General features: G+C 65.9%; 16 protein-coding genes, 3 tRNA genes and 1 pseudogene. 12 read left to right on the top strand and 8 right to left on the bottom strand.

Annotated elements, in window-relative coordinates; translation table 11 throughout:
- Window position 1: 1 nt before the first annotated feature.
- Entirely contained in the window at window positions 2-1,588 is a 1,587-nt protein-coding gene (gene emrB / locus ACVOKU_RS01015) for a multidrug efflux MFS transporter permease subunit EmrB (RefSeq protein ID WP_053518356.1), read from the top strand.
- A gap of 176 nt (window positions 1,589-1,764) precedes the next feature.
- Here the strand turns inward: emrB and ACVOKU_RS01010 are convergent.
- Window positions 1,765-1,849 (bottom strand) — tRNA-Leu (locus ACVOKU_RS01010).
- Window positions 1,850-1,899: 50 nt separating this feature from the next.
- Window positions 1,900-2,799 carry a LysR family transcriptional regulator gene (locus tag ACVOKU_RS01005; RefSeq protein WP_279924338.1) on the bottom strand — a complete coding sequence of 300 codons (900 nt, stop codon included), beginning with the start codon at window positions 2,797-2,799 and terminating at the stop codon, window positions 1,900-1,902.
- A 100-nt stretch (window positions 2,800-2,899) separates the two neighbouring features.
- Between ACVOKU_RS01005 and ACVOKU_RS01000 the strand changes: the two genes are divergently transcribed.
- Window positions 2,900-3,646, top strand: a complete 747-nt coding sequence (locus ACVOKU_RS01000) for a sulfite exporter TauE/SafE family protein (protein ID WP_481558809.1) — start codon at window positions 2,900-2,902, stop codon at window positions 3,644-3,646.
- A 63-nt stretch (window positions 3,647-3,709) separates the two neighbouring features.
- Here ACVOKU_RS01000 and ACVOKU_RS00995 read toward each other — a convergent pair.
- Both ACVOKU_RS00995 and drt2 read right to left on the bottom strand, forming a co-directional pair.
- Window positions 3,710-3,794, bottom strand: a tRNA-Leu gene (locus tag ACVOKU_RS00995).
- A 248-nt stretch (window positions 3,795-4,042) separates the two neighbouring features.
- Window positions 4,043-5,329 (bottom strand): antiviral reverse transcriptase Drt2, encoded by a 1,287-nt coding sequence (gene drt2 / locus ACVOKU_RS00990; RefSeq protein WP_481558808.1) that lies wholly within the window; start codon window positions 5,327-5,329, stop codon window positions 4,043-4,045.
- Window positions 5,330-6,044: 715 nt separating this feature from the next.
- Here drt2 and ACVOKU_RS00985 point away from each other — a divergent pair.
- Complete coding sequence (locus tag ACVOKU_RS00985) at window positions 6,045-6,677, top strand: hypothetical protein (protein ID WP_481558807.1); 633 nt, start codon at window positions 6,045-6,047, stop codon at window positions 6,675-6,677.
- A 3-nt stretch (window positions 6,678-6,680) separates the two neighbouring features.
- A complete protein-coding gene (locus ACVOKU_RS00980; protein WP_481558806.1) occupies window positions 6,681-7,748 on the top strand; it encodes a helix-turn-helix domain-containing protein in 1,068 nt (355 codons plus the stop codon).
- A 178-nt stretch (window positions 7,749-7,926) separates the two neighbouring features.
- Here the strand turns inward: ACVOKU_RS00980 and ACVOKU_RS00975 are convergent.
- A tRNA-Leu gene (locus ACVOKU_RS00975) sits at window positions 7,927-8,011 on the bottom strand.
- Between the two features lie 359 nt (window positions 8,012-8,370).
- On the opposite strand from ACVOKU_RS00975, the pseudogene rnr reads away from it, so the two are divergent.
- The 3 genes and pseudogenes from rnr to rlmB all read left to right on the top strand — a co-directional run.
- Window positions 8,371-10,599 (top strand): annotated as a pseudogene (rnr, locus tag ACVOKU_RS00970) (ribonuclease R); the annotation flags it as partial.
- A gap of 30 nt (window positions 10,600-10,629) precedes the next feature.
- A complete protein-coding gene (locus tag ACVOKU_RS00965) occupies window positions 10,630-11,124 on the top strand; it encodes a GFA family protein (protein WP_481558805.1) in 495 nt (164 codons plus the stop codon).
- A gap of 93 nt (window positions 11,125-11,217) precedes the next feature.
- Window positions 11,218-11,961, top strand: a complete 744-nt coding sequence (gene rlmB / locus ACVOKU_RS00960) for a 23S rRNA (guanosine(2251)-2'-O)-methyltransferase RlmB (RefSeq protein WP_053518184.1) — start codon at window positions 11,218-11,220, stop codon at window positions 11,959-11,961.
- Window positions 11,962-12,054: 93 nt separating this feature from the next.
- Here rlmB and ACVOKU_RS00955 read toward each other — a convergent pair whose 3' ends face one another.
- The 3 genes from ACVOKU_RS00955 to ACVOKU_RS00945 are packed head-to-tail and all read right to left on the bottom strand — an operon-like array spanning window position 12,055 to window position 16,690.
- Window positions 12,055-13,494 (bottom strand): efflux transporter outer membrane subunit, encoded by a 1,440-nt coding sequence (locus ACVOKU_RS00955; protein WP_481558804.1) that lies wholly within the window; start codon window positions 13,492-13,494, stop codon window positions 12,055-12,057.
- Complete coding sequence (locus ACVOKU_RS00950; protein WP_481558803.1) at window positions 13,491-15,449, bottom strand: MacB family efflux pump subunit; 1,959 nt, start codon at window positions 15,447-15,449, stop codon at window positions 13,491-13,493. Before ACVOKU_RS00950 ends, ACVOKU_RS00955 begins: the two co-directional genes overlap by 4 nt.
- Window positions 15,446-16,690 (bottom strand): efflux RND transporter periplasmic adaptor subunit, encoded by a 1,245-nt coding sequence (locus tag ACVOKU_RS00945; RefSeq protein WP_481558802.1) that lies wholly within the window; start codon window positions 16,688-16,690, stop codon window positions 15,446-15,448. Before ACVOKU_RS00945 ends, ACVOKU_RS00950 begins: the two co-directional genes overlap by 4 nt.
- Before the next feature lie 205 nt (window positions 16,691-16,895).
- Between ACVOKU_RS00945 and ACVOKU_RS00940 the strand changes: the two genes are divergently transcribed.
- From ACVOKU_RS00940 to ACVOKU_RS00920, 5 genes are all read left to right on the top strand, one after another.
- A complete protein-coding gene (locus ACVOKU_RS00940; protein ID WP_053518224.1) occupies window positions 16,896-17,624 on the top strand; it encodes a response regulator in 729 nt (242 codons plus the stop codon).
- Window positions 17,625-17,630: 6 nt separating this feature from the next.
- The gene (locus ACVOKU_RS00935) at window positions 17,631-19,040 is read left to right on the top strand and encodes an ATP-binding protein (protein WP_481558801.1); all 1,410 of its coding nucleotides are present in this window, start codon (window positions 17,631-17,633) and stop codon (window positions 19,038-19,040) included.
- 213 nt (window positions 19,041-19,253) lie between these two features.
- Window positions 19,254-19,652 carry a PAAR domain-containing protein gene (locus ACVOKU_RS00930; protein WP_481558800.1) on the top strand — a complete coding sequence of 133 codons (399 nt, stop codon included), beginning with the start codon at window positions 19,254-19,256 and terminating at the stop codon, window positions 19,650-19,652.
- A complete protein-coding gene (locus ACVOKU_RS00925) occupies window positions 19,649-20,419 on the top strand; it encodes a PoNe immunity protein domain-containing protein (RefSeq protein ID WP_481558799.1) in 771 nt (256 codons plus the stop codon). Before ACVOKU_RS00930 ends, ACVOKU_RS00925 begins: the two co-directional genes overlap by 4 nt.
- A gap of 329 nt (window positions 20,420-20,748) precedes the next feature.
- On the top strand, window positions 20,749-23,775 hold the full coding sequence (locus ACVOKU_RS00920) for a two-component regulator propeller domain-containing protein (RefSeq protein ID WP_481558798.1): 3,027 nt from the start codon (window positions 20,749-20,751) through the stop codon (window positions 23,773-23,775).

Raw genomic sequence — 23,775 nt, 5'->3', positions numbered from 1 at the left:
CATGTCCGCCCAAGCTCCAGCCGCGCCCGGAAGCCCGGGCGCACCGGCGGCGCCGGGTGCGGCCGCCGGGTTCCTGCCGCCGAGCGTGGCCCTGTGCACCGTAGGCCTGGCGATGGCCTCGTTCATGCAGGTGCTCGACACCACCATCGCCAACGTCTCGCTGCCGACCATCGCCGGCAATCTCGGCGCAAGTTCGCAGCAGGCGACGTGGGTCATCACTTCGTTCGCGGTCAGCACGGCCATCGCACTGCCGCTGACCGGCTGGCTGAGCCGCCGTTTCGGCGAGCGCAAGCTGTTCGTCTGGGCCACGCTGGCCTTCGTCATCACCTCGCTGCTGTGTGGCCTGGCGCAGAGCATGGGCATGCTGGTGGTGTCGCGCGCCCTGCAGGGCTTCGTGGCCGGCCCGATGTACCCGATCACGCAGTCGTTGCTGGTCTCGATCTATCCACGCGAGAAGCGCGGGCAGGCGTTGGCGCTGCTGGCGATGATCACCGTGGTCGCGCCGATCTGCGGGCCCATCCTCGGGGGCTGGATCACGGACAACTACAGCTGGGAATGGATCTTCCTGATCAACGTGCCCCTGGGCATCTTCGCCGCGCTGGTGGTGGGCAACCAGCTGAAGGGCCGTCCGGAACACGTGGAGAAGCCGAAGATGGACTACGTCGGCCTGATCACGCTGGTGATCGGCGTCGGCGCACTGCAGCTGGTGCTCGACCTGGGCAACGACGAGGACTGGTTCTCCTCCACCCGGATCGTGGTGCTGGCCTGCGTGGCGGTCGTGGCGCTGACCGTGTTCCTGATCTGGGAACTGACCGACAAGGACCCGATCGTCGATCTGAAACTCTTCCGCCACCGCAACTTCCGCGCCGGCACGCTGGCGATGGTGGTGGCCTATGCCGCGTTCTTCAGCGTGGCCCTGCTGATTCCGCAGTGGCTGCAGCGCGACATGGGCTACACGGCGATCTGGGCAGGCCTGGCGACGGCGCCCATCGGTGTGCTGCCGGTGATCATGACGCCGTTCGTGGGCAAGTATGCCTCGCGCTTCGACATGCGCATGCTGGCGACCATCGCCTTCGTGTTCCTGTCGATGACCAGCTTCCTGCGCTCGGGCTTCAATCTGCAGGTGGACTTCCAGCACGTGGCCGGCGTGCAGCTGATCATGGGCATCGGCGTGGCGCTGTTCTTCATGCCGGTGCTGCAGATCCTGCTGTCGGATCTGGATGGTCGCGAAATCGCTGCGGGTTCGGGCCTGGCCACGTTCCTGCGCACGCTGGGCGGCAGTTTCGCAGCATCGCTGACCACCTGGCTGTGGGCACGTCGCACGCAGGTGCACCACGCCGATCTGACCGAACACATTTCGGCCTATCAGCCGGGCATGCAGGACCAGGTTGCGGCGATGGGGCAGGGTGACCTGCAGCATGGTGCTGCGGTGCTCAACACCATGATCAACCACCAGGCATCGCAGATGGGCTTCAACGACATCTTCTTCCTGCTGGGCTGGATCTTCCTGGCCATCATCACCTTCCTGTGGCTGGCCAAGCCGCCGTTCGGTGCCGGTGCCGGTGCAGCGGCCGGTGGCGGGCACTGAAACTGCCCGGAAACACGGTGCTGTATATCGACCCCGCCGCAAGGCGGGGTTTTTGTCTGCGGTGAGTTCCGCCGGGCGGCGTTCGCGCAACGCGCGGAAGGCGTCGCCCTTGCGTTGACGTTGCGGATTCCGGAAACGAAAAAACCCGCTTTCGCGGGTTTCATCATCATGAGTCGTGGTGCCCAGGAGAGGACTCGAACCTCCACGGTTTTACCCGCTAGTACCTGAAACTAGTGCGTCTACCAATTCCGCCACCTGGGCGACTCAGGAGGGGAATTCTGCGGTACGGCATCGGATGTGTCAACACCATTTCATGCTTTTTTCTCCGCTTCCACGCCGAGGTGCAGCAGCAGGCTGCGCATCGCTGTCGACAGCCGTGTCCAGTCGGCGAAGCAGGCACACAGGCGGCGCTGTGCCCACGCATCCGCGAGGGGCACTGCCAGCGCCTGTGTCGCGCGGCGGTGCTGGCGGGCGATGGTGCGCGGCACGATACCCACGCCGATGCCGTGACCCACCATGATGCACACGCCTTCGAAGGTCTTCATGCGGATGCGCACGTCCAACCGATGGCCGATGTCGCGTGCCTGCGTTTCGATGTAGGTCTGCAGCGCATTGCCATCGGCCAGCGCGACGAAGGTTTCGCTGGCCACATCGGCGAAGGCCAGCGTGCGACGGGCCGCGAAACGATGGCCTGCGGGCAGCAGCATCACCAGGGGATCCTCGGCAACGACATGGCGTTGCAGGCCGGTTGCCTCGACCGCATCACTGATGATTCCCGCTTCGGCCTGGCCAGCGGTCAGGGCGCGGACCACTTCAGGGCTGGTGCGTTCGTGCAGTTCGACGTGCAGGCGTGGGCGTTCGGCCAGCCAGGGAGCCAACCGGGAAGGCAGGTAGCTGGTCAGTGCGGCGGTGTTGGCATACAGGTGCAGGGTGCCGCGCGCGCCCTTCGCGAAGGCCTGCAGTTCGCCCCGCAGCTGTGCCTGTTGATGCAGGATCTGGCGCGCGTGGTGGGCGAGGGCGGCCCCGGCTTCGGTCAGGCTCACGCCGCGCGGGTGACGCACCAGCAGCGCGGTGCCGGCGTCGTTCTCGATCGCGCGCAGGCGTTCGCTGGCAGAGCCCAGCGCCAGGTTCGCCTGCGCGGCGCCTGCGGTGATGCTGCCGGCGTCGGCCACGGCCAGGAACAGGCGCAGGTCGGCGATGTCCATCCGCATGTCACGGCCCTCGTTGCGTGCCGCCTGCCTTCGGGCCAGCCGAAGGGTGGGGCGCATAAGCCGCATTGTGCGCGGAAGGCGCGCTGGTTCCAATGACGGCATGAGTGAGACGACATTCTTCTATGGTCTGCTGGTCGCCGTGTTCATGCTGGCGGGGGTGGTCAAGGGCGTGACCGGCATGGGCCTGCCGACCGTGGCGATGGGCCTGCTGGGAGGGGCGCTGTCGCCGGTGGCGGCGGCGTCGATGCTGTTCATTCCGACCTTCGTCACCAACGCCTGGCAACTGCTGGCCGGGCCATCACTGAGGCCGATCATGCGCCGCCTGTGGCCGATGATGCTGGCCGTGGTGGTGGTGACCCTGGGCGCGGCGACGTTGCTGGTACGGGTCGACCGCACCTGGTCGCGGGTGGCGCTGGGCGTGGCGCTGGTGGTGTATGCGCTGTATGCCTTGGTTGCGCCGGTGTTCCGTGTGCCGCAGCGGCGTGAGCGCTGGCTGGGGCCGCTGGTGGGGGCGTTGTCCGGCGTGGTGACCGGGGCGACCGGTGTGTTCGTGATGCCGGCGGTGCCGTACCTGCAGTCGCTGGGGCTGCAGCGCGAAGAGCTGGTGCAGGCGCTGGGCCTGGCGTTCACGGTGTCGACCCTCTCGTTGACGGGTGGGCTGGTGCTGCACGGCGCATTCGGTGTGCAGCAGCTGGGACTGAGCGCGCTGGCGGTGTTGCCGGCGCTGGCGGGCATGTGGCTGGGGCAGGTGATCCGGCAGCGGATCAGTGCGCGGGTGTTCCGCGTGTGCTTCCTGGGCTTCCTGCTGCTGCTGGGCCTGGAGCTGGTGCTGCGCCCCTTGTTCTGATCCAGCTGGCTGGCGCCCGGACATGAAAAAACCCGCTTTCGCGGGTTTTTCTCAGTCTCGACGTGGTGCCCAGGAGAGGACTCGAACCTCCACGGTTTTACCCGCTAGTACCTGAAACTAGTGCGTCTACCAATTCCGCCACCTGGGCGTCGAGGAGCGAGATTATGGGGTGCCGTGACGGGGGTGTCAACACCCTTGTGAACGCCCGGCCACGCTGCGGAATGACGGCAGGAAACGCGGGCAAAAAAAAACCCCGCCGAGGCGAGGAGATTTTTCGTTGGTGCCCAGGAGAGGACGTGGATGCCGCTCTCGCCAACTTATTGAAACCCTTAGGGAACAATCGGTTCCTTCTTGGTGTTCATCGACTGCTTAAGACTCGATCAAGTCCGATCTAGATCAGGTCTCCATGAGGTGCTTGAGCCGAGTGCGGTGTCTCTTGAGTTGCGACTGGATCGCAGCTGACTTCGTCTTACACGCCGCTCGCTTGACGTAGTTGAAGTAGGTTCGGTCCTCTCTCCCCGCGTGGGATGAATAGCGATTCAATAAATCTTTCCGCCGTTGGACTAGGAGAGGCTTGCCGCCGTCTGTTCGTCTCGCAGACTTGTATTGCTTCACACCTCTACGCATCTTTACGTAAAACCGAGACACGCCAGCGGCTCGCAAGGTGACCTGTTCGCCGTCGTAAACCAAGCCGAGGTATTGGAGCGGCCGATCCGCTTTGCCCGGTCCGAAGTGGCACTTGAGCGTCTTCGCATGCTGCATCTTGAGCTTCAGCTCGATCAGCGCGGACTCCACGAACTGCGAGGCCGGTTTCACATCGTTCTCTGGAACGACGAGGAGGATGTCATCACAGTAGCGGCGGTAGAGACCACCGCATGACTCAGCGAATGCTCTCAACTTGGTGTCGAATGGCAGCATGTAGATGTTCGACAGGGAAGCGCTTATCGGAGAGCCTTGGGGAATGCCGTGATCGTTGGGGTTGACTTGTATGAGGTTGCCGCCGCGAATCAGCTTTCGGAACTCAGTAGAGTTGCATAGCCGATGTAGTCGCTTGAGGCTTGAGCGCGTAAGGGACAGAGCCTTCAGAGCAGGAACGAGTTCAACCGATGCGTGCTTCGTCAATGACTTGAAGACCGCATAGTGGTCGTCGGGTAGCGCGCCTGCGCCCACAAGCGCCGCCCAGCTCTTCTTCAGCGTCGCATGGTGCAGTGAGCCAAAGAAGTCCTTGACGTCGAAGCCAAGGGCGACGCAGGGACGATGATTGTCGATCCAGTCGAACGCCTCCTGAGCGAACTCGATATTCGATTTTCCCAGTGCTCGGAATGCCGTGACCGTCTCGCAGAGACCAAGCACCTCCAGTTGATGCTCGTAGTGCTCCGCAAGGACGAAGTTGTAGTAGGCGTAGATGGCTGAGTCCGCATGCGCGGCGTACCGGATGTCACGAAGCTTCATGCTGCGCTCGATCTCTCCAGGGGCCACTCGCCGAAACTTCGTCCGTATAAAGTCAACCCTGATGAAGGGGAAGAACGAATGCTTGCGGACCGCATCGGGGCAGGTCACCAACTTCTCGCATGAGAACTTCGTCAGCGGTGTGTCGAAATGGACGTAGCCGCGCGGAAGCTGAGCCGCGGCAAGTGCAGAGGTTGGGAGTTGCTTCGCAATCTTTAGGGATTCCTTACCCATCGACGCCACCTTGGCTTCTACAGGGTGGGGCAGGCTGCGGCGACCTTTGCCCCCCCTGGTTGATACAGCCGGACGTCATCTAAACGCCCTACCCAACCGGCCGATAGCCGGTCTTAACCGCATGATCGAAGATCGTCGTACAGCCCCGTGTTGGAGGAACTTATGGGTACGCTTGTGGTCGAACTGTTGTCCAGCCTCGTCGCTCACCTCGTCGGTTCTGCGGTCGCAGCATGCTGCGGATGCCGTCCAGACGTGCTAAGTACGCCCCCGCTCACTACTCTGAACGGGCATCGCACTTATACCGCCTGTCACAGTATAACGCAAGCGTGAAGAGCGCGTGTTATGACTTATAACAGCTTACATTCAGATTTGCGCAAATGTACCAAATGGCGCAACGAGCGTTGCGGGGTTGCGCAGATCAAGTTCGTTAGCTAAGTGCAGGTCTCGACCGCTCGGCAAGGTCAGTCCGGTTTGGGGCTGTCGGCTCAAGAGGGCGCCATCCAGCAGCACGTTGTGGGGTGAGGTGGAAGCCTGGTTCAGGCCTTCAAGGAGGTGGAGGGCGGCGGGCTAGACAGCGCACGGCCACAGTTGGCAGGGGCGGTGGAGGGGGGGGCGATCCGTCCGCTCGTAACACTAAGCACGGTGAGAATAGGGCTTGAATGTTGATTTTTTCCTGCTACATTGGAGGCGAAATTAATCAACATTGGAGCCGCCCGTGGTCGCCCAACCCCTAAAGATCGTTGATGTGCCGGAGGACGTCGATGCCCAGCTCGAAGCTTTGGGTATGTCTCGGGAGTTCGTCGTGCAGGTGGCCCAACAGGCCTCGGCAGCGCGGATGGAAGCACTACCGATTGATCCCGTCGGCAGCGCTGGCTGGGATTCGTACCGCTACGGCACCCGAGCGATCCGTATGGGTCTCCTGTCGAAGGGGTGGCGTGTGGCCCGCGATGGGAACGTCGAGGCGACGGTGAACGATGAGCTGAACGTGCAAGTGGTGTTTCAGAACGTCAACCGTGCCTGCGCTCCTCAGGATCCGGAGGCAATTTCGGGGAAAGGCGCCGGAGCGCGCAGCTTGGTCAATAAGGGACAGGGCGTGTTGTTTGGTAGGTCGGAGGCCGGCTTCCAGCATGGTGCGGCCCCGACCGTGTGGTTGATCTGCGTCAGCGCCGACGAGACCTCGCTGCGTGCAGAGGTCTCGTGCCCAGAGTCGTTTGAAGGAAATCAGTTCGAGGGCTTCAGCCGGCGCCTGTTTGTGATCGATGATGAGTTCGACGGCCCTGTCGATTGGGGCTCGGACGACGATGTCGGCGGTAGTGATCTGCCAGATGTGCCCGTCACCAAGAAGTAGACGATGTTCAATCCGAAGCGCCTCGCGATAGCGAGAAAGCGACGCCAGCTCACGAAGAAGGAGTTGGCGGAACGAGCGGGTTTGTCCCAGTTGACGCTCACGAGAATCGAGACTGGTCAGACGCCAGAGCCAAGCGAAGAGACGGTTGCTGCATTGGCCGGTGTGCTGCGCTACCCGCAGACGTTCTTCTTCTTGGATGACTTGGAGGAGCCGCAGCAGGAGGCAGTGAGCTTCCGAAGTCTGGCGGCCATGACTGCCAAACAACAAAACGCCGCGCTGGCGAGCGGTGCGATTGGCATTGCGTTTGACGACTATGTGACTGCCCGCTACAACTTGCCGTCTGCGGATTTGTTGGACCTTAGAGATGAAAGCCCGGTCGCGGCTGCTCAGGCGCTGCGCAACGCTTGGGGGTTGGGGAACAAGCCCATCCCGCATATGACGCGGTTGCTAGAAGCGAGGGGTGTCCGGGTTTTCAGCTTGTCGGAGAGCAACAAGAACGTCGACGCCTTCTCGTTCTGGAGAGGGGCGACGCCATACGTTTTCCTGAACACTTTCAAGTCTGCGGAGCGCAGCAGGTTCGACGCCGCTCATGAACTTGGCCACCTGGTGCTGCATATCCACGGTGCCACGGCGGGGCGTGACGTGGAGAGGGATGCCGATCAGTTCGCATCTGCCTTTCTGATGCCTCGCGAGGATTTGCTGACCTACCTTCCCGCCGCTGTGTCCTTGCCCAAGCTCATCGAGGCGAAGCGGCGATGGGGCGTATCCGTCGCTGCGCTCGCACGAAATGCGTACGAAGTTGGCCGTGTCTCAGAGTGGCACTATCGCGACCTGTGCAAGCACATGAGTTGCAAGGGCTACCGTACGCAGGAGCCAAGTCCCATGCCGCGTGAGGAATCTGTGCTTTGGAAGAAGGTGTTTCAGCTTCTTTGGAACGACCGCATGGACCGGACAGCACTTGCGAAGGAGCTGTCATTCCCAGCCGATGAGATTGAAGCTCTGGTGGGAGGGCTCTATGGTGACAAGGTCAAGGACGTCGCAGGTAAGAGGCCCGCACTCAAAGTGGTTTGAGCGCGTAATGCGCTCGACCTCCGCGTCAATCCTGCCCGCCCACATGCCCTGCTGGTTGGATCGCGATCAACTCGTACGGCCATCGTGCCCAGGGTGCTGATTGGGCGCGCGCAGTGGTGGTGGGCATTTGGCGTGCCCCACAAACGGAAAACCCCTGATTTCTCAGGGGTTTTTGTAATGGTGCCCAGGAGAGGACTCGAACCTCCACGGTTTTACCCGCTAGTACCTGAAACTAGTGCGTCTACCAATTCCGCCACCTGGGCGTTCCAGAGGCGCAATTGTGAAGATGAATCCGCAGGCTGTCAACGACTTCGCGGAGTTTTTTCACGTGGCTCCTGCAAGCGGGTCGCTGACCGGTTCTGCACGCCGTCAGCGGCTACCATGGAGGGCGATGACTACCAAAAAACCAAGCAAGGGCGGGAGCAAGTCCCGCAGCCAGGCCCCGAAGAAGGGCGCCAAGACGGGTGCAGCCCGCACCTCCCAGCCGGGCAAGCCACTGCCGGGCTGGTTCCCGGAACTGGGGGGAGGCGGCGCCCCGCCGCGCGGTCGCCCGGGCCGTGGCGGTGACGCCCCCGGACCGGCGCCGGGCCGCAAGCTGCCGCCGGCCGGCAAGGTGATCGAGGATCCCTACGCGTCCCGCGAAGCCGAGAAATACGAACAGCCCATCGCCAGCCGCGAGGCCATTCTGGCCCTGCTGGAGCGCTGCGAAGGGCCGCAGACTGCCGAGGAACTGGGTGCCCGCCTGGGCCTGACCGCGCCGGACCGGGCCGAAGCGCTGTCGCGCCGGCTGGGTGCGATGGTGCGCGATGGCCAGCTGGTGCAGAACCGCCGTGGAGGTTTCGCGCCGGTGCAGGCGCTGAGCCTGGTCACCGGTGTGGTGATCGCCAATCCGGAAGGATTCGGGTTCCTGCGCCCGGTCGAGGGCGGCGACGACCTCTTCCTGCCGCCCTATGAAATGCGCAAGGTGATGCACGGCGACAAGGTGCTGGCGCGTGTCACCGGCATCGATCATCGCGGCCGCCGCGAAGGCAGCATCGCCCGCGTGCTCGAGCGCGGCATGACCCGCCTGATCGGTCGCTTCAGCATCGAGATGGGCATCAACTACGTGGTGCCTGATGACAAGCGCGTGCAGCGCAACGTGCAGGTGCCGCCTGATCAGACCGGAGGTGCGCGTGATGGCCAGCTGGTGGTCTGCGAACTGACACAGGTGCCGGACAGCCGCCGTCCGCCGATCGGCCGCATCATCGCGGTACTGGGTGACAAGCTGACCGCCTCGCTGGTGGTGGAGACCGCCATCCACGGCCACGAGCTGCCGTTCGAGTTTCCGCAGGAGGTGCTGGACGAGGCCGCCGCGGTGCCGCTGGTGGTCGAGCCGGCGATGATCGGCGACCGCGTCGACCTGCGTCGCACGCCGCTGGTGACCATCGATGGCGAGGATGCCAAGGACTTCGACGATGCGGTGTATTGCGAGCCGAACGCGGAGGGATTCCGCCTGGTGGTGGCCATCGCCGATGTCTCCAACTATGTGCGTCCGGGCACGCCGCTGGATGAGGAGGCGCAGAAACGCGCTACCTCGGTGTACTTCCCGGGCTTCGTCGTACCGATGCTGCCGGAGACCCTGTCCAACGGCATCTGCTCGCTGATGCCCAAGGTCGACCGCATGTGCTTCGTCTGCGACATGCAGATCGACCGCGATGGCCAGGTCGTCCACTCGCGCTTCTACGAAGCGGTGATGAATTCGCACGCACGCCTGACCTACACCCAGGTGTGGCAGGCCGTGGGCGAGGACGATGCCGGCGCGAAGGCCGTCATCGGCGATCTGCTGCCCCAGGTGCAGCGCCTGCACCAGCTGTACAAGGTGCTGGCCAAGGCCCGTGCCAAGCGCGGGGCCATCGAGTTCGAGAGCAGCGAAGTGCGCTTCGTGCTGGATAACCGTGGCGAAGTCACCCAGGCCGGCATGCTGGTGCGCAACGACGCGCACAAGCTGATCGAGGAATGCATGATCGCCGCCAACGTGGAGGCGGCCAAGTACCTGCTGTCGCGCCATGTGCCGGCGCCGTACCGCGTCCACGAGAAGCCGCCGGAGACCAAGTACGCCGACCTGCTGGAATTCCTCAAGGAGTTCAAGCTGAGTCTGCCGCCGTGGTCGAAGGTGCGCCCCGGTGACTACACCAAGCTGTTGAAGAAGATCCGCGACCGTCCCGATGCCACCCTGCTGGAGTCGGTGCTGCTGCGCAGCCAGAGCCTGGCCGTCTACAGTCCGGACAACCACGGTCACTTCGGGCTGGCGCTGGAGGCGTACGCGCACTTCACTTCGCCGATCCGCCGCTATCCCGATCTGCTGGTGCACCGCGCGATCAAGCATGCGTTGTCGGGCAAGCCGCTGGACAAGTTCACCTACACCGCACGCGAGATGGCAGCGCTGGCACTGCAGTGCTCCGAGCGCGAGCGCCGCGCTGACGAGGCCGAACGCGAGGTCGACGAGCGTTACCGGGCCGCGTGGATGGAGAAGCATGTCGGCGGCCAGTTCGATGGCGTGATCAGTGGCGTGACCAGCTTCGGCCTGTTCGTGGAACTGGACGATTCCAAGGTGCAGGGCCTGGTCCATGTCACCCAGCTGCCGCAGGACTATTACAAGTTCGATGCGACCCGCAAGACACTGACCGGTGAACGTCGTGGCAGCAGCTACCGGCTGGGTGACCGCGTGCGCATCCTCGTACTGAAGGCCAGCATGGAAGAGCGCAAGATCGACTTCCGGCTGGTCGAACACAAGGGCGAGGAAGAAGAGACAGGACTGTCGCCGCTGCCCGAGCGCGGCAAACCGGCCAAGCGCAGGAAAGAGAAGTACTGACCCGTAGAGCCCGTTCCGGAGGAAAGCAGCATGCAGGGCCAACCCGAGTACAGCGGCGGCTGCCAGTGCGGTGCCATCCGCTTCCAGGTGCGCGGTGAGCTGTCCGACAGTTCGATCTGCCACTGCCGGATGTGCCAGAAGGCCTTTGGCGCGTATTACGCGCCTTTGGTCTCGGTGCGCGGCGTGCAGTTCAGTTGGACCCGCGGCCAGCCGCGCTATTTCCAGTCCTCCAATGTGGTCCGGCGCGGTTTCTGCGGCGAATGCGGCACGCCGCTGACCTATGGAGCCCCCGACGGCATGGCCGTGGCGGCGGGCGCCTTTGACCAGCCGGAACGGTTGCCGCCGACGATCCAGTACGGTGTCGAGCGCAAGCTGCCCTTCGTCGATGCCCTGGGCAGCCTGCCGGCACGGCGGACGGAGGAGGACGTGGCGGCGCTGGACTTCCTGGCTGCGATCGTTTCCCACCAGCATCCCGACCACGACACGCCACACTGGCCGCCGCGCAGCCGTTCAGCCGAAGGGTGAACGGCGGGGGAGCGCCGGGCCCTGCCCGGCGAGCGCGAAGCGCGGCCGTCGCCGATGCTCTACCATAGCCACCCCCTTTCCGGTCCCGCCCGCATGAGCAAGAACAGCCAGTGGATCGTCGGCGTCAACGCCGTCGCCTCCTCCATCGAGAACGACGCCGAGAACGTCCGCGAAGTGCTGGTCGAGGCCGGTGCGAAGAATCCACGCCTGACCGAAATCGAAGAGAACGCGCGCCGCAAGGGCATCGATGTCCGCCGGGTCACCGCGCAGGCGCTGGACGGCGTTGGCGGTGCGGTCCGCCACCAGGGCGTGGCCGCGCGCTATGCCGCCGCACGCACCTACAGCGAGAATGAACTGGAAGGCCTGGTCACTGCCGCTGAAGGCAGGGCGCTGCTGCTGGTGCTGGATGAGGTGCAGGACCCGCACAACCTGGGGGCCTGCCTGCGTTCGGCCGCGGCGGCCGGTGCCACTGCGGTGATCATTCCCAAGGACAAGTCGGCGACGGTGAATGCCACCGTGCGCAAGACCTCGGCCGGCGCCGCCGACCGTATCCCGGTGGTGGCCGTGACCAACCTGTCGCGCTGCCTGAAGGATCTGCAGAAGCAGGGCGTGTGGATCTACGGCCTGGCCGGTGAAGCGACCGCGTCGCTGTACGATCTGGACCTGAAGGGCAACATCGCCCTGGTGCTGGGCGGTGAAGCCGACGGCCTGCGCCGCCTGACCCGCGAGAACTGCGATGGACTGGTCAAGATCCCGATGCCGGGCGAGATCGAGAGCCTGAACGTATCGGTCGCCGCGGGCGTCAGCCTGTTCGAGGCCGTGCGCCAGCGCGGCTGATCGTCCCGTGGTAGCGCCGGGCCATGCCCGGCGGATCCGGTCCGACCACGCTCATGGCGTGCCGCGCTCCACGCCGCCGGGCATGGCCCGGCGCTACCCCGCGCTGCCGCCCAGCGCCTTGAACAGCGTCACATCGTTGGTCAACTGGCTCTGCCGGACGCGGGCCAGTGACAACTCCGCATCGCGCCGGGTCTGCTGGGCTTCCAGCCAGGTCCGCAGGTCGGTGGCACCCACGCGGTAGCGCACTTCCTGCATGCGTTCCACTTCCACCGCCTCGTCATACGAGGCCTGCGACGCCGCCACCTGGCGCGCCAGCTGCTCGCGTGCCGACAGCGCGTTGTCCACTTCCGACAGGGCGGTGTACAGCGTTTTGCGGAAACCGGTCGCGGCGATCTGGTAGTCGGTACCGGCCACGTCGGTATCCAGCTGTGCGCGCTGCAGGTTGAGGAAGGGCAGGGACAGGCCGGCACCGAGCGTGGCCACCGGATTGCGCAGGACATCGCCCAGCGAGGTCGCGCTGGAACCGAGGCTGCCGGTCAGGCTCAACGCCGGGTAGTACTGGGTGGCGGTGACCCTGATCGTCTTCAGGCTGTTGCGCAGCCGCAGCTCGGCCGCGCGCAGGTCGGGACGGCGAGCGAGCAGGTCCGCCGGCAGGCCTTCAGCGATGGCAGGGCTGCGTGCCTGCAGCAGGTTCTGCGGCTCGTCCTGTTGGGGCCACGGGGTGCCGTCGAGCAGCACGGTCAGCGCATTGCGCACTTCCACGCGCTGCTGTTCCAGCGCGCTCTGCGCAGCGCGCTGCGACTGCAGGTTCTGCAGGGCCTGGCGTACTTCCAGGCGCGAAACCGCACCGGCGTCGAAACGGGCCTGGACCAGTTCGCGGGTGCGTTCCAGCCGCTCCAGGTTGGCCTGGCCGGTGCTGATCGACTGGTTGAGGTACGCCAACGCCCAGTACTGGCTGACGGCATCGCCGATCACCAGCAGGGCGGTGTTCTGTCGATCTTCCTCGGTGGCTTCAGCCTCCCAGCGTGCGATGTCGCGCTGGGTCCTCAGCCGGCCCCACAGATCGACTTCCCAGGCCAGCGAAACGCCGGTGGAATAGCTGCGGCGCCAGTCGTCGGCCTGGTCGGTGGCACGGCTGCCGCTGCCACTGACGCCCGACGAGGACGGCTGTGGCCAAAGCGCGTTGCTGGCCAGCCCGGCCTGCAGGCGGGAACGCTGCACGGCCAGGCCGGCGGCGGCAAGGTCACTGTTGGCGGCCAGCGCCCGGGCTACCAGCCGGTCCAGACGTTCATCGCCGAAACCGCTCCACCAGACATCCTCGCGGATGTCACGGGCAGGCGTATCCAGGCTGCTGCGCGGAGCGTCCACCGGTGCGTTGCGTGCGGCATCGCCACGCCCATAGGTAGCAGCCACGTCGGGATCGGCAACCGGATAACGGCCGACCGAGGCACAGCCGGACAGGGCAATCAGTACGGCGCCGGCCAGCAGCAGGCGCGAGGGAGCAGGAAAGGGGAGCATGGGCATCGTCTTCATTCGCGGGCCAGGGCCTCCACCGGGTCAAGCTGCGCGGCATTGCGCGCGGGAAGGAAGCCGAAGCCCACGCCGATCAGGGTGGAGCAGGCAAATGCGGCGATGATCGAAGCGGTGGAGAACAGCACCTGGAAGTCGCTGGCGAAGCGTCCGATCATCGAGCCCAGCAGCAGCGCCAGGCCGACGCCGAGCAGGCCGCCGAGCAGGCAGACCAGCACCGCCTCGATCAGGAACTGCTGGCGGATGTCACTCTGCCGCGCACCCACGGCCATGCGCACACCGATCTCGCGGGTCCGCTCGGTGACCGAGACCAGCATGATGTTCATCACGCCGATGCCACCGACCAGCAGTGCGATGGCGGCGATCGCGCCGATCAGCAGGGTCATCGTGCGCGTGGTCTGCTCGATGGTCTCGCGGATTTCGGCGCTGTTGCTGAGGAAGAAATCCTCGGTACCATGGCGCATCGTCAGCAGGCGGGTGATTGCCTCCTGCGCGGCGTCCATCGGCGTGGCGTCATCCACGCGCACGGTGATGCTGGAGACGTGACTCTGGCCCAGCATGCGTGACATCACGGTCGTGTACGGCACCCAGACGCTGAGACTGGTGCTGCCACCAAAACCGAAGCTCTGCCGCTTGGCGACACCGACCACCCGCACCGGCACGTTGCCGAGCAGGATGACCTGGCCGACTGGATCGACGCCGGGGAAGAACTGGGTCTGCGTGTTCTCGTCGATGATCGCGACCTGGGCCAGCCCTCGCACCGCATCGGCATCGAAGAAGCTGCCACTGAGCAGGGTCACGCCCTTGACCCGGAAGAACTGCTCGCCAACGCCGCTGACCTGGGCGGTGGAGGATTGGTTGCGGTAACGCGCGGTGACCGAGGTCGACACGCTGGGCGTGGCGCTGTCCACGTAGCTCTGCCGTGAGAGCGCATCGGCATCGCTGGCCTTGAGCGTCTGCACACGTGCAGAGCGCATGTCGCCGAAACCGCGGCCGGGATACACATCGATGGTGTTGGTGCCCAGCGCGCTGATGTTCTGCAGGATCTGCTGCTGCGAGCCGTTGCCAAGCGCGACCACCGAGACCACCGAAGCAATGCCGATGATGATGCCGAGCATGGTCAGGAACGTGCGCAGGCGATGCGCGTTCATCGCCAGCAGGGCCATGCGGAACGCTTCGGTGAAGCGGTCGCGCGCTGCGCGCCAGCTGTTGCCGTGGGCAACACCGGTGCTGGCCTGGCGTCGCGCGCGGTAGGACGGCGCATCAGGATTGGCGCGGTCGGCGATGATCTCGCCATCGCGGATCTCGATGATGCGCTGGGCATGCTCGGCCACGCTCATGTCGTGGGTGACGATGATGATGGTATGTCCCTCGGCATGCAGCTCGCCCAGGATCGCCATCACCTCCTCGCCGGATTTCGTATCCAGGGCACCGGTGGGCTCATCGGCCAGGATCACCTCCCCGCCGTTCATCAGTGCACGCGCGATCGACACGCGCTGCTGCTGGCCACCGGACAGCTGGCCCGGCTTGTGATGCATGCGGTCGCCCAGGCCGAGCCGTTGCAGCAGCTGCTCGGCCCGCGCGTTGCGTACCGGGCCGGGGCTGCCCGCGTATACCGCCGGCACTTCCACGTTGCCGCGTGCATCCAGGTCACCGAGCAGGTGGTAGCGCTGGAAGATGAAGCCGAAATGCCCGCGCCGCAGTTCGGCCAGCTCGTCCGGCTGCATCCGGCCGGTTTCGCGGCCGGCTACCTGGTAGCTGCCCCGGGTGGGGCGATCCAGGCAGCCGAGGATGTTCATCAGGGTGGACTTGCCCGAACCGGACTGGCCGACGATGGCGACCATTTCGCCGGCGTGGATGTCCAGATTGACGTCGCGCAGCACGGCAATGACGTCGTCGCCGGCCGGGAACTCGCGTCGCAGGTCACGCAGGCGCAGCAGCGGCGCCGTCGTGCTCATCGGCGCGGGCCCATGCCCGGGCCGCCGACGCGCATCTGCATGCCACCCCGGTTGCCGCTGCCCGCAGACGCCGCTGCGGCGCTGGCCTCGCCGACCACCACGCGTTCGCCCTCCTGCAGGCCTGAGAGGATTTCAGCCGATGCACCGTTGTTGATGCCGACCTTGACCTTGCGCGGTTGCGGCTGGCCCCGATCATCCACCACCCGTACCACGCGCTCGCCATCGCGGGTCTTCGGCCCCAGTGCCACCGCCGGTACCATCAGCACGCCCTTGGCCTGCTTGAGCAGGACCGAGACCTGCGCGGTCATGTCGATGCGCAGGGTGCCGTCCGGGTTCTCCACGTCGAACAGGGCGTTGTAGTACACCGCGCTGCTGGAGCTGGAACTGGAAGAACTGCTGGAGCTGGACGAGCTTTCATTGGCGATCGATGCCGGTGCCGGATTGATCTGCCGCAGCGTGGCGTGATACTTCCGGTCCGGGTCGCCCAGCGTGGTGAAGTACACCGGCATGCCGGCCTTGATCTTCACAACGTCCGCCTCGGACACCTCGGCATTGACCGTCACCACGTCCAGGCGCGCCAGCATGACGATGGTCGGCGCGGTCTGGTTGGCGTTCACCGTGCGGCCCTCCTCGGCCACCACGGCGACCACGGTGCCGTCCATCGGCGCGGTGATCCGGGTGTAGGCCAGGTTGGCCCGGGCGGTGCCCAGCTCGGTTTCGCGACCCTTGATCTGTGCCTCGTAGGACTGCAGCTGGGCGCGTGCGGTTTTCAGCTGTGCTTCGGCGGCATCGTACTCCTGGCGGGAGGTGGCCTCGGCGGCCAGCATCTGCTGCTGGCGTGCGAATTCCAGCTCGGCCTGGCGCAGTGTCGCCTGCTGCACCGCCCGCTGCGCGATCACCTGGTCCAGCGAGGCCTGTGCGTTGAGCACCTGGTTCTGCTGGGTGGTGGCGTCGATCTCGGCGATCAGGTCGCCTTCCTTCACCGTATCGCCCAGCTGCACCTTCAGCGATTTGATCTGGCCGGAGGCCTGCGCACCTACGCTGACCAGCTTGTAGGCGTCGATCACGCCGGTCGCCTCGACGGTCTGTTCGATGTCGCCACGGCCTACGGGGGTGGTGGCCAGGGCCGGAGCGGCCGGCTTGCGCAGCAGCCACCAGGCGGCCACGGCAGCGATCAGGACGAGCAGGGCGGCCAGCATCAGGCGGCCCCGGCGGGTTGCGGGCAACAGGCGGCGGATCACGTGGTGGCTTCACTCTCGGTGCCGCGATGGCGGCGATGGTGGGCATTGTGAAGACCGGGCGATCAACCGCTCAATCCTCAGGTTGTGTCTGTGTGTAACACTGTCGGCGAAAGCGCGTATCGACAGGTATCCGGCCCGCGGGTGGATACAGTGGTACGCATTGGCCAGGATGCGGTTCAGCTCCCGACACGGGATGATCCGCGACATGGAGACTGAAAACCCGATGCATCGACTGCTGATCGTCGACGACGACAACGACATCCGCACCCTGCTGGCCGAGCAGCTCGGCCGCGCCGGCTACCAGGTCAGCACGGCGGCCGACGGCACCAGCATGCGCCAGCTGCTGGAGCGCGAGCACGTGGACCTGATCGTGCTCGACCTCAACCTGCCGCGCGAGGATGGCCTGACCCTGTGCCGTGACCTGCGCGCACGCTCGAACACGCCGGTGATCATGCTGACCGCCCGCGCGGAACCGATCGATCGGGTGCTGGGCCTGGAAATGGGCGCCGATGACTATCTGGCCAAGCCGTTCGAGCCGCGCGAGCTGCTGGCGCGCATCCGCAACGTGCTGCGCCGTACCGAAGCCCTGCCGGCCAATCTGGAGCCACTGGCGGTGCGCCGTGCACGATTCTCGCGCTGGGTGTTCGATCTGGAGCACCGCCACCTGGTCGATCCGGATGGGCGCGTGGTGGTGCTGTCCGGCGCGGAGTTCCGCCTGCTGCGGGTGTTCATCGCCCATGCCAACAAGGTCCTGTCGCGCGAGCAGCTGGTCGCGCTCAGCAGCGGCCGCAACTATGAGGCGCAGGATCGCGCGATCGACCTGCAGGTCAGCCGCCTGCGCAACAAGCTGGGTGACGATGGCGGTCCCGACGGGCTGATCAAGACCGTGCGCAACGAAGGCTATGTCCTCGCCTCGGCCGTCAACCTGGAATAAGCCGCGATGAATCGCCTGCGCCACTTTCTGTCCTCGATGGTCGGGCGGCTGTTCGTGATCCTGCTGCTGGGCATGTCGGTGGCGGCGATCGGCGCGACCATGCTGGCCACCTCCAAACGGCAGCAGGAGTTCGAGCGGCAGAACCTCAACCGCATCGCCGATCGCCTGCAGGGCTACGTCAACCTGCTCGACGGCAATCCCGAGCTGCGCGAGCGCCTGCTGGAAGTGGGCGGGCCGAGCGTTCGCGCGCTGCAGCCCGGTGCGCGCCTGGGACGTGCCGATGCTGCGCTGATGGAAGTGCTGGAGGACCGCCCGGGGCCGGTCGCGCGGGCGCAGGTGCACTTCACTTCGTTCCGCTCCTGCATTCCCAGGCTGCAGGAACTGCTGCCACCGCCGCCGCCCGGCCACCGCAAGCATCCGCGCGAGCGCGATCCGGCGTTCATCCCGCCCAAATGCCGCGCGGTGGACGTCACCCTCAACGACGGTACATTGCTGAAGCTGGCACTGGATTCCCCCGCGGTGGCCCACAACGGCATCCTGGCCGTGGACCCGCTGTTCCTGACCCTGCTCGTGTTGGCCATCGCGGTACTGGCCTACATCGTGGCCCGCATGGCCAGCGCACCGTTGCAGGAGCTGGCCGCCGCCGCCGAGGATCTTGGCGACGACCTGCAGCGCGATCCGCTGCCGCTGCGTGGCCCGCGTGAAGTACAGCGCGCCGCCGAGGCCTTCAATGCCATGCAGCACCGCCTGCAGCGCCACCTGGCCGAGCGTACGCAGATGCTGGCGGCGATCACCCACGATCTGCAGACACCGCTGACCCGCCTGCGCCTGCGGCTGGAGAACGTGACCGATGAGGCGCTGCGCGAGCGCCTGATCGGCGATCTGGCTGCGATGCAGGCACTGGTCCGCGAAGGCCTGGAACTGGCCCGAAGTGCCGAGAGTGCCGAGCAGCGCGCTGCACTGGACCTGGATTCGCTGCTGGAGAGCATCGTCGAGGACACCGCAGAAGGTGGGGCCGATGTCGTCTTCGAGGGCAGGAGCGATGCGGTGCTGATGCTGCGGCCACTGGCGATGCACCGCCTGTTCTCGAACCTGGTGGACAACGCGGTGATGTACGGCCAGCGCGTGCGGGTGCGCATCGAGCGGGGCGGCGGCAGCATCACCGTGGTGGTGGCCGATGATGGCCCCGGCCTGGCCGACGACCAGCTGGAAGCCGTGTTCGACCCGTTCGTGCGCGTGGAGACCTCGCGCTCGCGCGAAACCGGCGGGGCCGGGCTGGGCCTGACCATTGCGCGCGCGCTGGCCGAGAAGGACGGCGCGCGGCTGTGGCTGCGCAACCGTGCCGAGGGCGGACTGGAAGCCGTGGTGCAGTGGCCGGCCAGTGCACAGGTGGTGGCGCCGGGCCGGGCAGGCTGAGCTGACGCGGTGGGGGCTGCGTTCCGGCAGGCCCCACCCAAAACTGACGCGATAGCCCTGCCTGCAGCACGATAGGGCGAATGCGTCACCCACGGTAATTGCCTGCGCTGCAAGGCGTTTTACAGGCAGTCGAGGCAATTGCGTCAGCGTTGAATTGCCTGCGCTGCGTGCGGCCGGTCACCTGAAGCCATCGAAGTTCCTTGCGGATGGCAGATGGCACGGATGTGGATCGTGGTGGGCGACGCCACCACGGGCGGCGGGCGGGTGCTGACCGGATCGTCGAATACGGATATCGAAGGCAAGGCCGTCGCCTGCGTGGGCGACAAGGCAACGTGCCCGAAGCATGGCGGCGCGTTCGAGATCGTCACCGGTGACCCGACGCTGATCCTCGACGGCAAGCCGATCGCGCGCGAAGGCGATTCGCTGGCCTGTGGCTGCAGGCTGCTCGGAGGCACTCAGTCGCTGGTGTACGTGGTTGACGGCGGAGGCGGTGCGATGAGGCAAGGACGTGTAGAGGAGGTTCTTGTCCGATCGGCGGAAGATGGAACATTAGTGATGAGAAAAATCGGCGACACCGGTTCCTTGATCGGCCCGTGGGACGATGGCGCATGAGTGCGCAGCGTGACACCCGGATGCTGGAGCCGTACTTCACGGATTGGATCGATTATGACTCCGTGGAGGTGGCGCGTATTGATCATTCAATCGCGAATCGAGCCTATCCACCGAAGGGATGTGTTCTCGGCGCGTCGGATGTGTCCGGTCGCATCCTTCGTCGGTTGGTCATGCGATTCTCAAGGGGCGACGCTATTGTTTCGCTTCGTGATGACCTTAACCGGCTGCTTGTTTCGCGTGGGCAGCTTCTGCATCAGTGTGATCAATTGCCTTTGGAGGACCAGAACTATCGCGCACAGTTCGAGGATCTTCGTGAAGATCACTACGTCGATCACCTCTGGTGGCTGGCGATCGCGGTCAGCGCCGGTATGGGGTCGGCCTACCTTGCGAAGGCCCTCACGCTGATTGGGAATGCGGGAAAGGATCGACTCTTTGACGAAATCGCGATACTGCTGGTTGAAGACGAAAGAGTGCTGGGGAGGCAGGTGCTGTATCGCCAGTACAGCCCGCTCATGGCAATCGCCTCACCCTCGGACCGGCCCGGGCTCGTAAAGAAATTCCTGGACGGCTGGTATGCAGGCTGCCGCAACGTGTACTGGCACGAGAATCACCATGACGACGACAGCGGCTACATGGGCTACTGGGCCTTCGAGGCCGCGCTGGTCGTGATGCTGTTCGACATCGACGATGCGAGCTTCCGTGACCACGAGTACTACCCGGCCGATCTGGTGGCTTATTACAGGCGTCGTGCTGGCGACAGGACGTAGCTGTCCCTCCGCAGAGGCGCCAGGCGTGGGGTCTTCTGGTCCTGCCTGTGGTCACCGCCTGGGCTCGGGAAGGTGTACTGGACCACGCCCTTCCGCCAGAAATCCGTACCGCCTGCACGGCTGGATCAGAAAGCCCGCCGTTGCTGCCCGGAGAGGGGGGCACGGCTGGGCAGGCGCGGCGGGCTGGCGTTTGCCCTATCATTCGCGCATCTCCCCAGACGCCCCCCGATGAGCCAGCCTGTTCCCGTCGGCACGCCGCCCCGCGCTGCCAGGGCATATCCACCTGCCGCCCTGCCTGGCCGCAGTACCCGGCCGCCACTGCTGCGGTGATGGGCGGGCAGGGGGACGACGGGCGCTGGGTGGAGCGTCACGCGTGGGACTGGAGGGCGGTGCTGCGACACAGCCTCCTGTGGCTGCTGCTGGCTGCTGCATTGCCGTTGCATGCACAGAGCGGTGCACCGCCGCTGCGCGACTACGCCATCGATGTGTGGACCTCGCGCAACGGCCTGCCGCACAACTCGCTGCGCGACATCGCGCAGACGCCGGAAGGCCATCTCTGGTTTGCCACCTGGGAAGGCCTGGTGCGCTACAACGGCCTGGATTTCACCGTGTTCGACCGCAGCACGCGGCCCGGGCTGCGCGACAATGGTATCGGCGCGTTGTTCGTCGACCGTCAGGGCGGGCTGTGGATCAGCGACTCGCGCGGCAATGTCAGCCGGCGTGGCAGTGATGGCCAGTGGCGTGTGTGGGAGCACCAGCCCGATACCCCGCAGGTACTGATCCAGTCGATGCAGATGGACAGCCAGGGGCGCCTGTGGCTGCTCTACGAAGGCAAGGGCCTGGGTTATCTCGCGCCGGACAGAGGCTTTGTCTACCAGGCGCCGGCTGCCGATCTGCCGATGGCGATGAGCTTCACCAAACTGGTGGTGGATGCGCAGGATCGGGTCTGGGTCGGCACGCTCGATGGCCTGGTACTGCGTGACAACGATGGCGTGCTGAAGCGCGCGCCCGCCGCCTGGGGGCTGGGCGCGGGCAGTGGCCTGTCCTGGCCGTACCGGGCGCCGGACGGTGCGCTGTGGATCGTGGCGGGCGAGCGCCTGTACCGGGTCGAGGATGACCGGCTGGTGCTGGTGCACCGGCTGCCGGGCCAGCTGCACCTGACTTCGATGCTGCAGGACCGCCACGGTGATCTCTGGCTGGGCACCGAGAACCAGGGGCTGCTGCGGATTTCCTCGCATGGACTGGAGCGGCTGCCTGCGGGCCTGAGCCTGCCGGGCGGGCGCGTGGTGAGCCTGCGCGAGGATGACGAGGGCAGCATCTGGGTGGGGGCCAACGGCGGCCTGTACCGCCTGCGCGAGACCCTGTTCAGCAGCTACACCGAGCGCGATGGGCTCAGCGGCGATTACGTGCGCACCGTGCTGGAAGATCGTGACCGCCAGCTGTGGGTGGGCAGTGCCAGTGGCCTGGATCGACAGAATGCCGATGGCCGTTTCCAGGCCATGCCGCTGCACAACCGCGGTGGCAAGGCGCCGTCGGTGCTGAGCCTGGCGCAGGGGCCGGACGGCGATCTCTGGGTGGGAACCTTCGGTGACGGCGTCTACCGCCTGTCCCGGGACGGCCGCCTGCGCCACAACTACGCCGCCGACGATGGCATGCCGGGTGGCAACATCCGCGCGATCAGCGTGGATTCGAGCGGGGCGGTCTGGGCCGGAACGCAGAAGGGAGTGGTGCGCATCGACGGCGACCGTGTGCAGGTGTCGCCGGTGGCGGGCATGCCGACCGGGCTGATCACAGCGCTGGAACACGATCACCAGGGCAACCTGTGGATCGGCACGATCGAGGGCATCCGCGTGCTGCGCGGCAACCGTGTGCAGGCGATCGATCTGGCGCCGCTGGGGGGCGGACGCAGTGTGTTCGGCTTCCACCAGCTGGGTGACGCGATGTGGATCAGCAGTGATCGTGGCCTGTACCGCTGGCAGGGCGGGCGGCTGGCCCGCGTCGGCCTGGAGCAGGGCATGCCGGTCGACGCGGTGTTCCAGCTGGTGCCCGACCGGCTGGGCAACGTATGGATCAGCAGCAACCGTGGCGTGCTGCGCACCGACATGGCGACTCTCAATGCCGTGGCCGACGGCCGCGCGCCGCGGGTGAGCGTGGAGCGCTACAACGAGATCGACGGCATGGCCAATGCACAGGCCAACGGCAGCTCCGGCCCCTCGGCGATCCTGCGCCAGGATGGCACCTTCTGGGTGGTCACCGCGGGCGGCCTGAGTACGGTCGATCCGCAGCGCCTGCAGCGCTTCCGCGAACGGCGGGCACCGCCAGCGGCGATCGAGAACGTACAGGTGGACGGCGCGCCGGTGCACTGGGAGGGCGCCGAACGCAATCTGATTCCCGGTGGTCGTCGCCTCGCGGTGAGCTATGTCGGCCTGAGCTACCTGATGTCGGACCGGATCCGCTACCGCACGCGCCTGGATGGACTGGACAGCGGCTGGGTCGAGCGCGGTCCACAGCGCAGCGTGGAGTTCGTTGGCCTGCCACCGGGCGATTACACGCTGCACGTGGCCGCCGCGCACCCGAGTGGCGCCTGGGGCCAGCAGGAAGCCGTATGGAGCTTCAGCGTGGAGCCGTTCTGGTGGCAACGGCGCAGCGTGCAGGCGCTGGGCGGCATCCTGCTGCTGGCCGGGCTGGTGGCGCTGTACCGCTTCCTGCTGCAGCAGCTGAAGGCCAGCAACCTGCGTCTGGCTCGCCGCGTGGACGAGGCCACCTTCGACCTGCAGGCCCAGACCGTCCATCTGCAGGCGGTGAACCAGGAGAAGACCGAGCTGGCCGAACGCCTCGCACGGCAGGCCGAGGCGTTCGAGCGCCAGGCGCGGGAGGATGCGCTGACCGGATTGGCCAACCGCCGCGGCTTCGATGAAACCCTGGCGCGTGACTTCGCACGATCGCAGCGCAGCGGCCACCCGCTATGCCTGGTGGTGCTGGATATCGATCACTTCAAGGCTGTCAACGATCGCTACAGCCACAGTACCGGTGATGCGGTACTGGTCGAGGTGGCGCGGGTGATCGCCACGGCCTGTCGTGACTCGGACCTGCCTGCGCGCACGGGCGGCGAAGAATTCGCGCTGCTGCTCAACGACACCCGGCTGGAGGAAGCCGCGCAGCTGTGCGCGCGGTTGCGGGGGCTGTTCCATGACCACCCGGACTGGGCGGGCGTGGACGGGCTGAGGGTGACCTTCAGTGCGGGACTGGTCGAACTGGAGGCTGAAGACCGGACCCCGGCGCTGCTGTACCAGCGCGCCGACCGCGCGCTCTACCGTGCCAAGAGTGACGGGCGGGATCGCACGAGCATCGGTTGA

It is taken from the genome of Stenotrophomonas sp. STEN147, from assembly GCF_056757995.1.
The sequence above is the reverse complement of the archived record's forward strand: the minus strand, read 5'-3'. Positions and strand labels throughout refer to the sequence as shown.

What these genes read in the sequence shown, in the direction of transcription:
- ACVOKU_RS00955 (WP_481558804.1), bottom strand. Translation starts at nt 13,494, where the DNA reads ATGAAGACGATGCCCATGCTCCCCTTTCCTGCTCCCTCGCGCCTGCTG.
- ACVOKU_RS00925 (WP_481558799.1), top strand. Translation starts at nt 19,649, where the DNA reads ATGAGTGCGCAGCGTGACACCCGGATGCTGGAGCCGTACTTCACGGAT.
- ACVOKU_RS00965 (WP_481558805.1), top strand. Translation starts at nt 10,630, where the DNA reads ATGCAGGGCCAACCCGAGTACAGCGGCGGCTGCCAGTGCGGTGCCATC.
- ACVOKU_RS00920 (WP_481558798.1), top strand. Translation starts at nt 20,749, where the DNA reads ATGGGCGGGCAGGGGGACGACGGGCGCTGGGTGGAGCGTCACGCGTGG.
- ACVOKU_RS00940 (WP_053518224.1), top strand. Translation starts at nt 16,896, where the DNA reads ATGGAGACTGAAAACCCGATGCATCGACTGCTGATCGTCGACGACGAC.
- ACVOKU_RS00930 (WP_481558800.1), top strand. Translation starts at nt 19,254, where the DNA reads ATGGCACGGATGTGGATCGTGGTGGGCGACGCCACCACGGGCGGCGGG.
- ACVOKU_RS00950 (WP_481558803.1), bottom strand. Translation starts at nt 15,449, where the DNA reads ATGAGCACGACGGCGCCGCTGCTGCGCCTGCGTGACCTGCGACGCGAG.
- ACVOKU_RS00935 (WP_481558801.1), top strand. Translation starts at nt 17,631, where the DNA reads ATGAATCGCCTGCGCCACTTTCTGTCCTCGATGGTCGGGCGGCTGTTC.
- ACVOKU_RS00980 (WP_481558806.1), top strand. Translation starts at nt 6,681, where the DNA reads ATGTTCAATCCGAAGCGCCTCGCGATAGCGAGAAAGCGACGCCAGCTC.
- emrB (WP_053518356.1), top strand. Translation starts at nt 2, where the DNA reads ATGTCCGCCCAAGCTCCAGCCGCGCCCGGAAGCCCGGGCGCACCGGCG.
- drt2 (WP_481558808.1), bottom strand. Translation starts at nt 5,329, where the DNA reads ATGGGTAAGGAATCCCTAAAGATTGCGAAGCAACTCCCAACCTCTGCA.
- ACVOKU_RS01005 (WP_279924338.1), bottom strand. Translation starts at nt 2,799, where the DNA reads ATGCGGATGGACATCGCCGACCTGCGCCTGTTCCTGGCCGTGGCCGAC.
- rlmB (WP_053518184.1), top strand. Translation starts at nt 11,218, where the DNA reads ATGAGCAAGAACAGCCAGTGGATCGTCGGCGTCAACGCCGTCGCCTCC.
- ACVOKU_RS01000 (WP_481558809.1), top strand. Translation starts at nt 2,900, where the DNA reads ATGAGTGAGACGACATTCTTCTATGGTCTGCTGGTCGCCGTGTTCATG.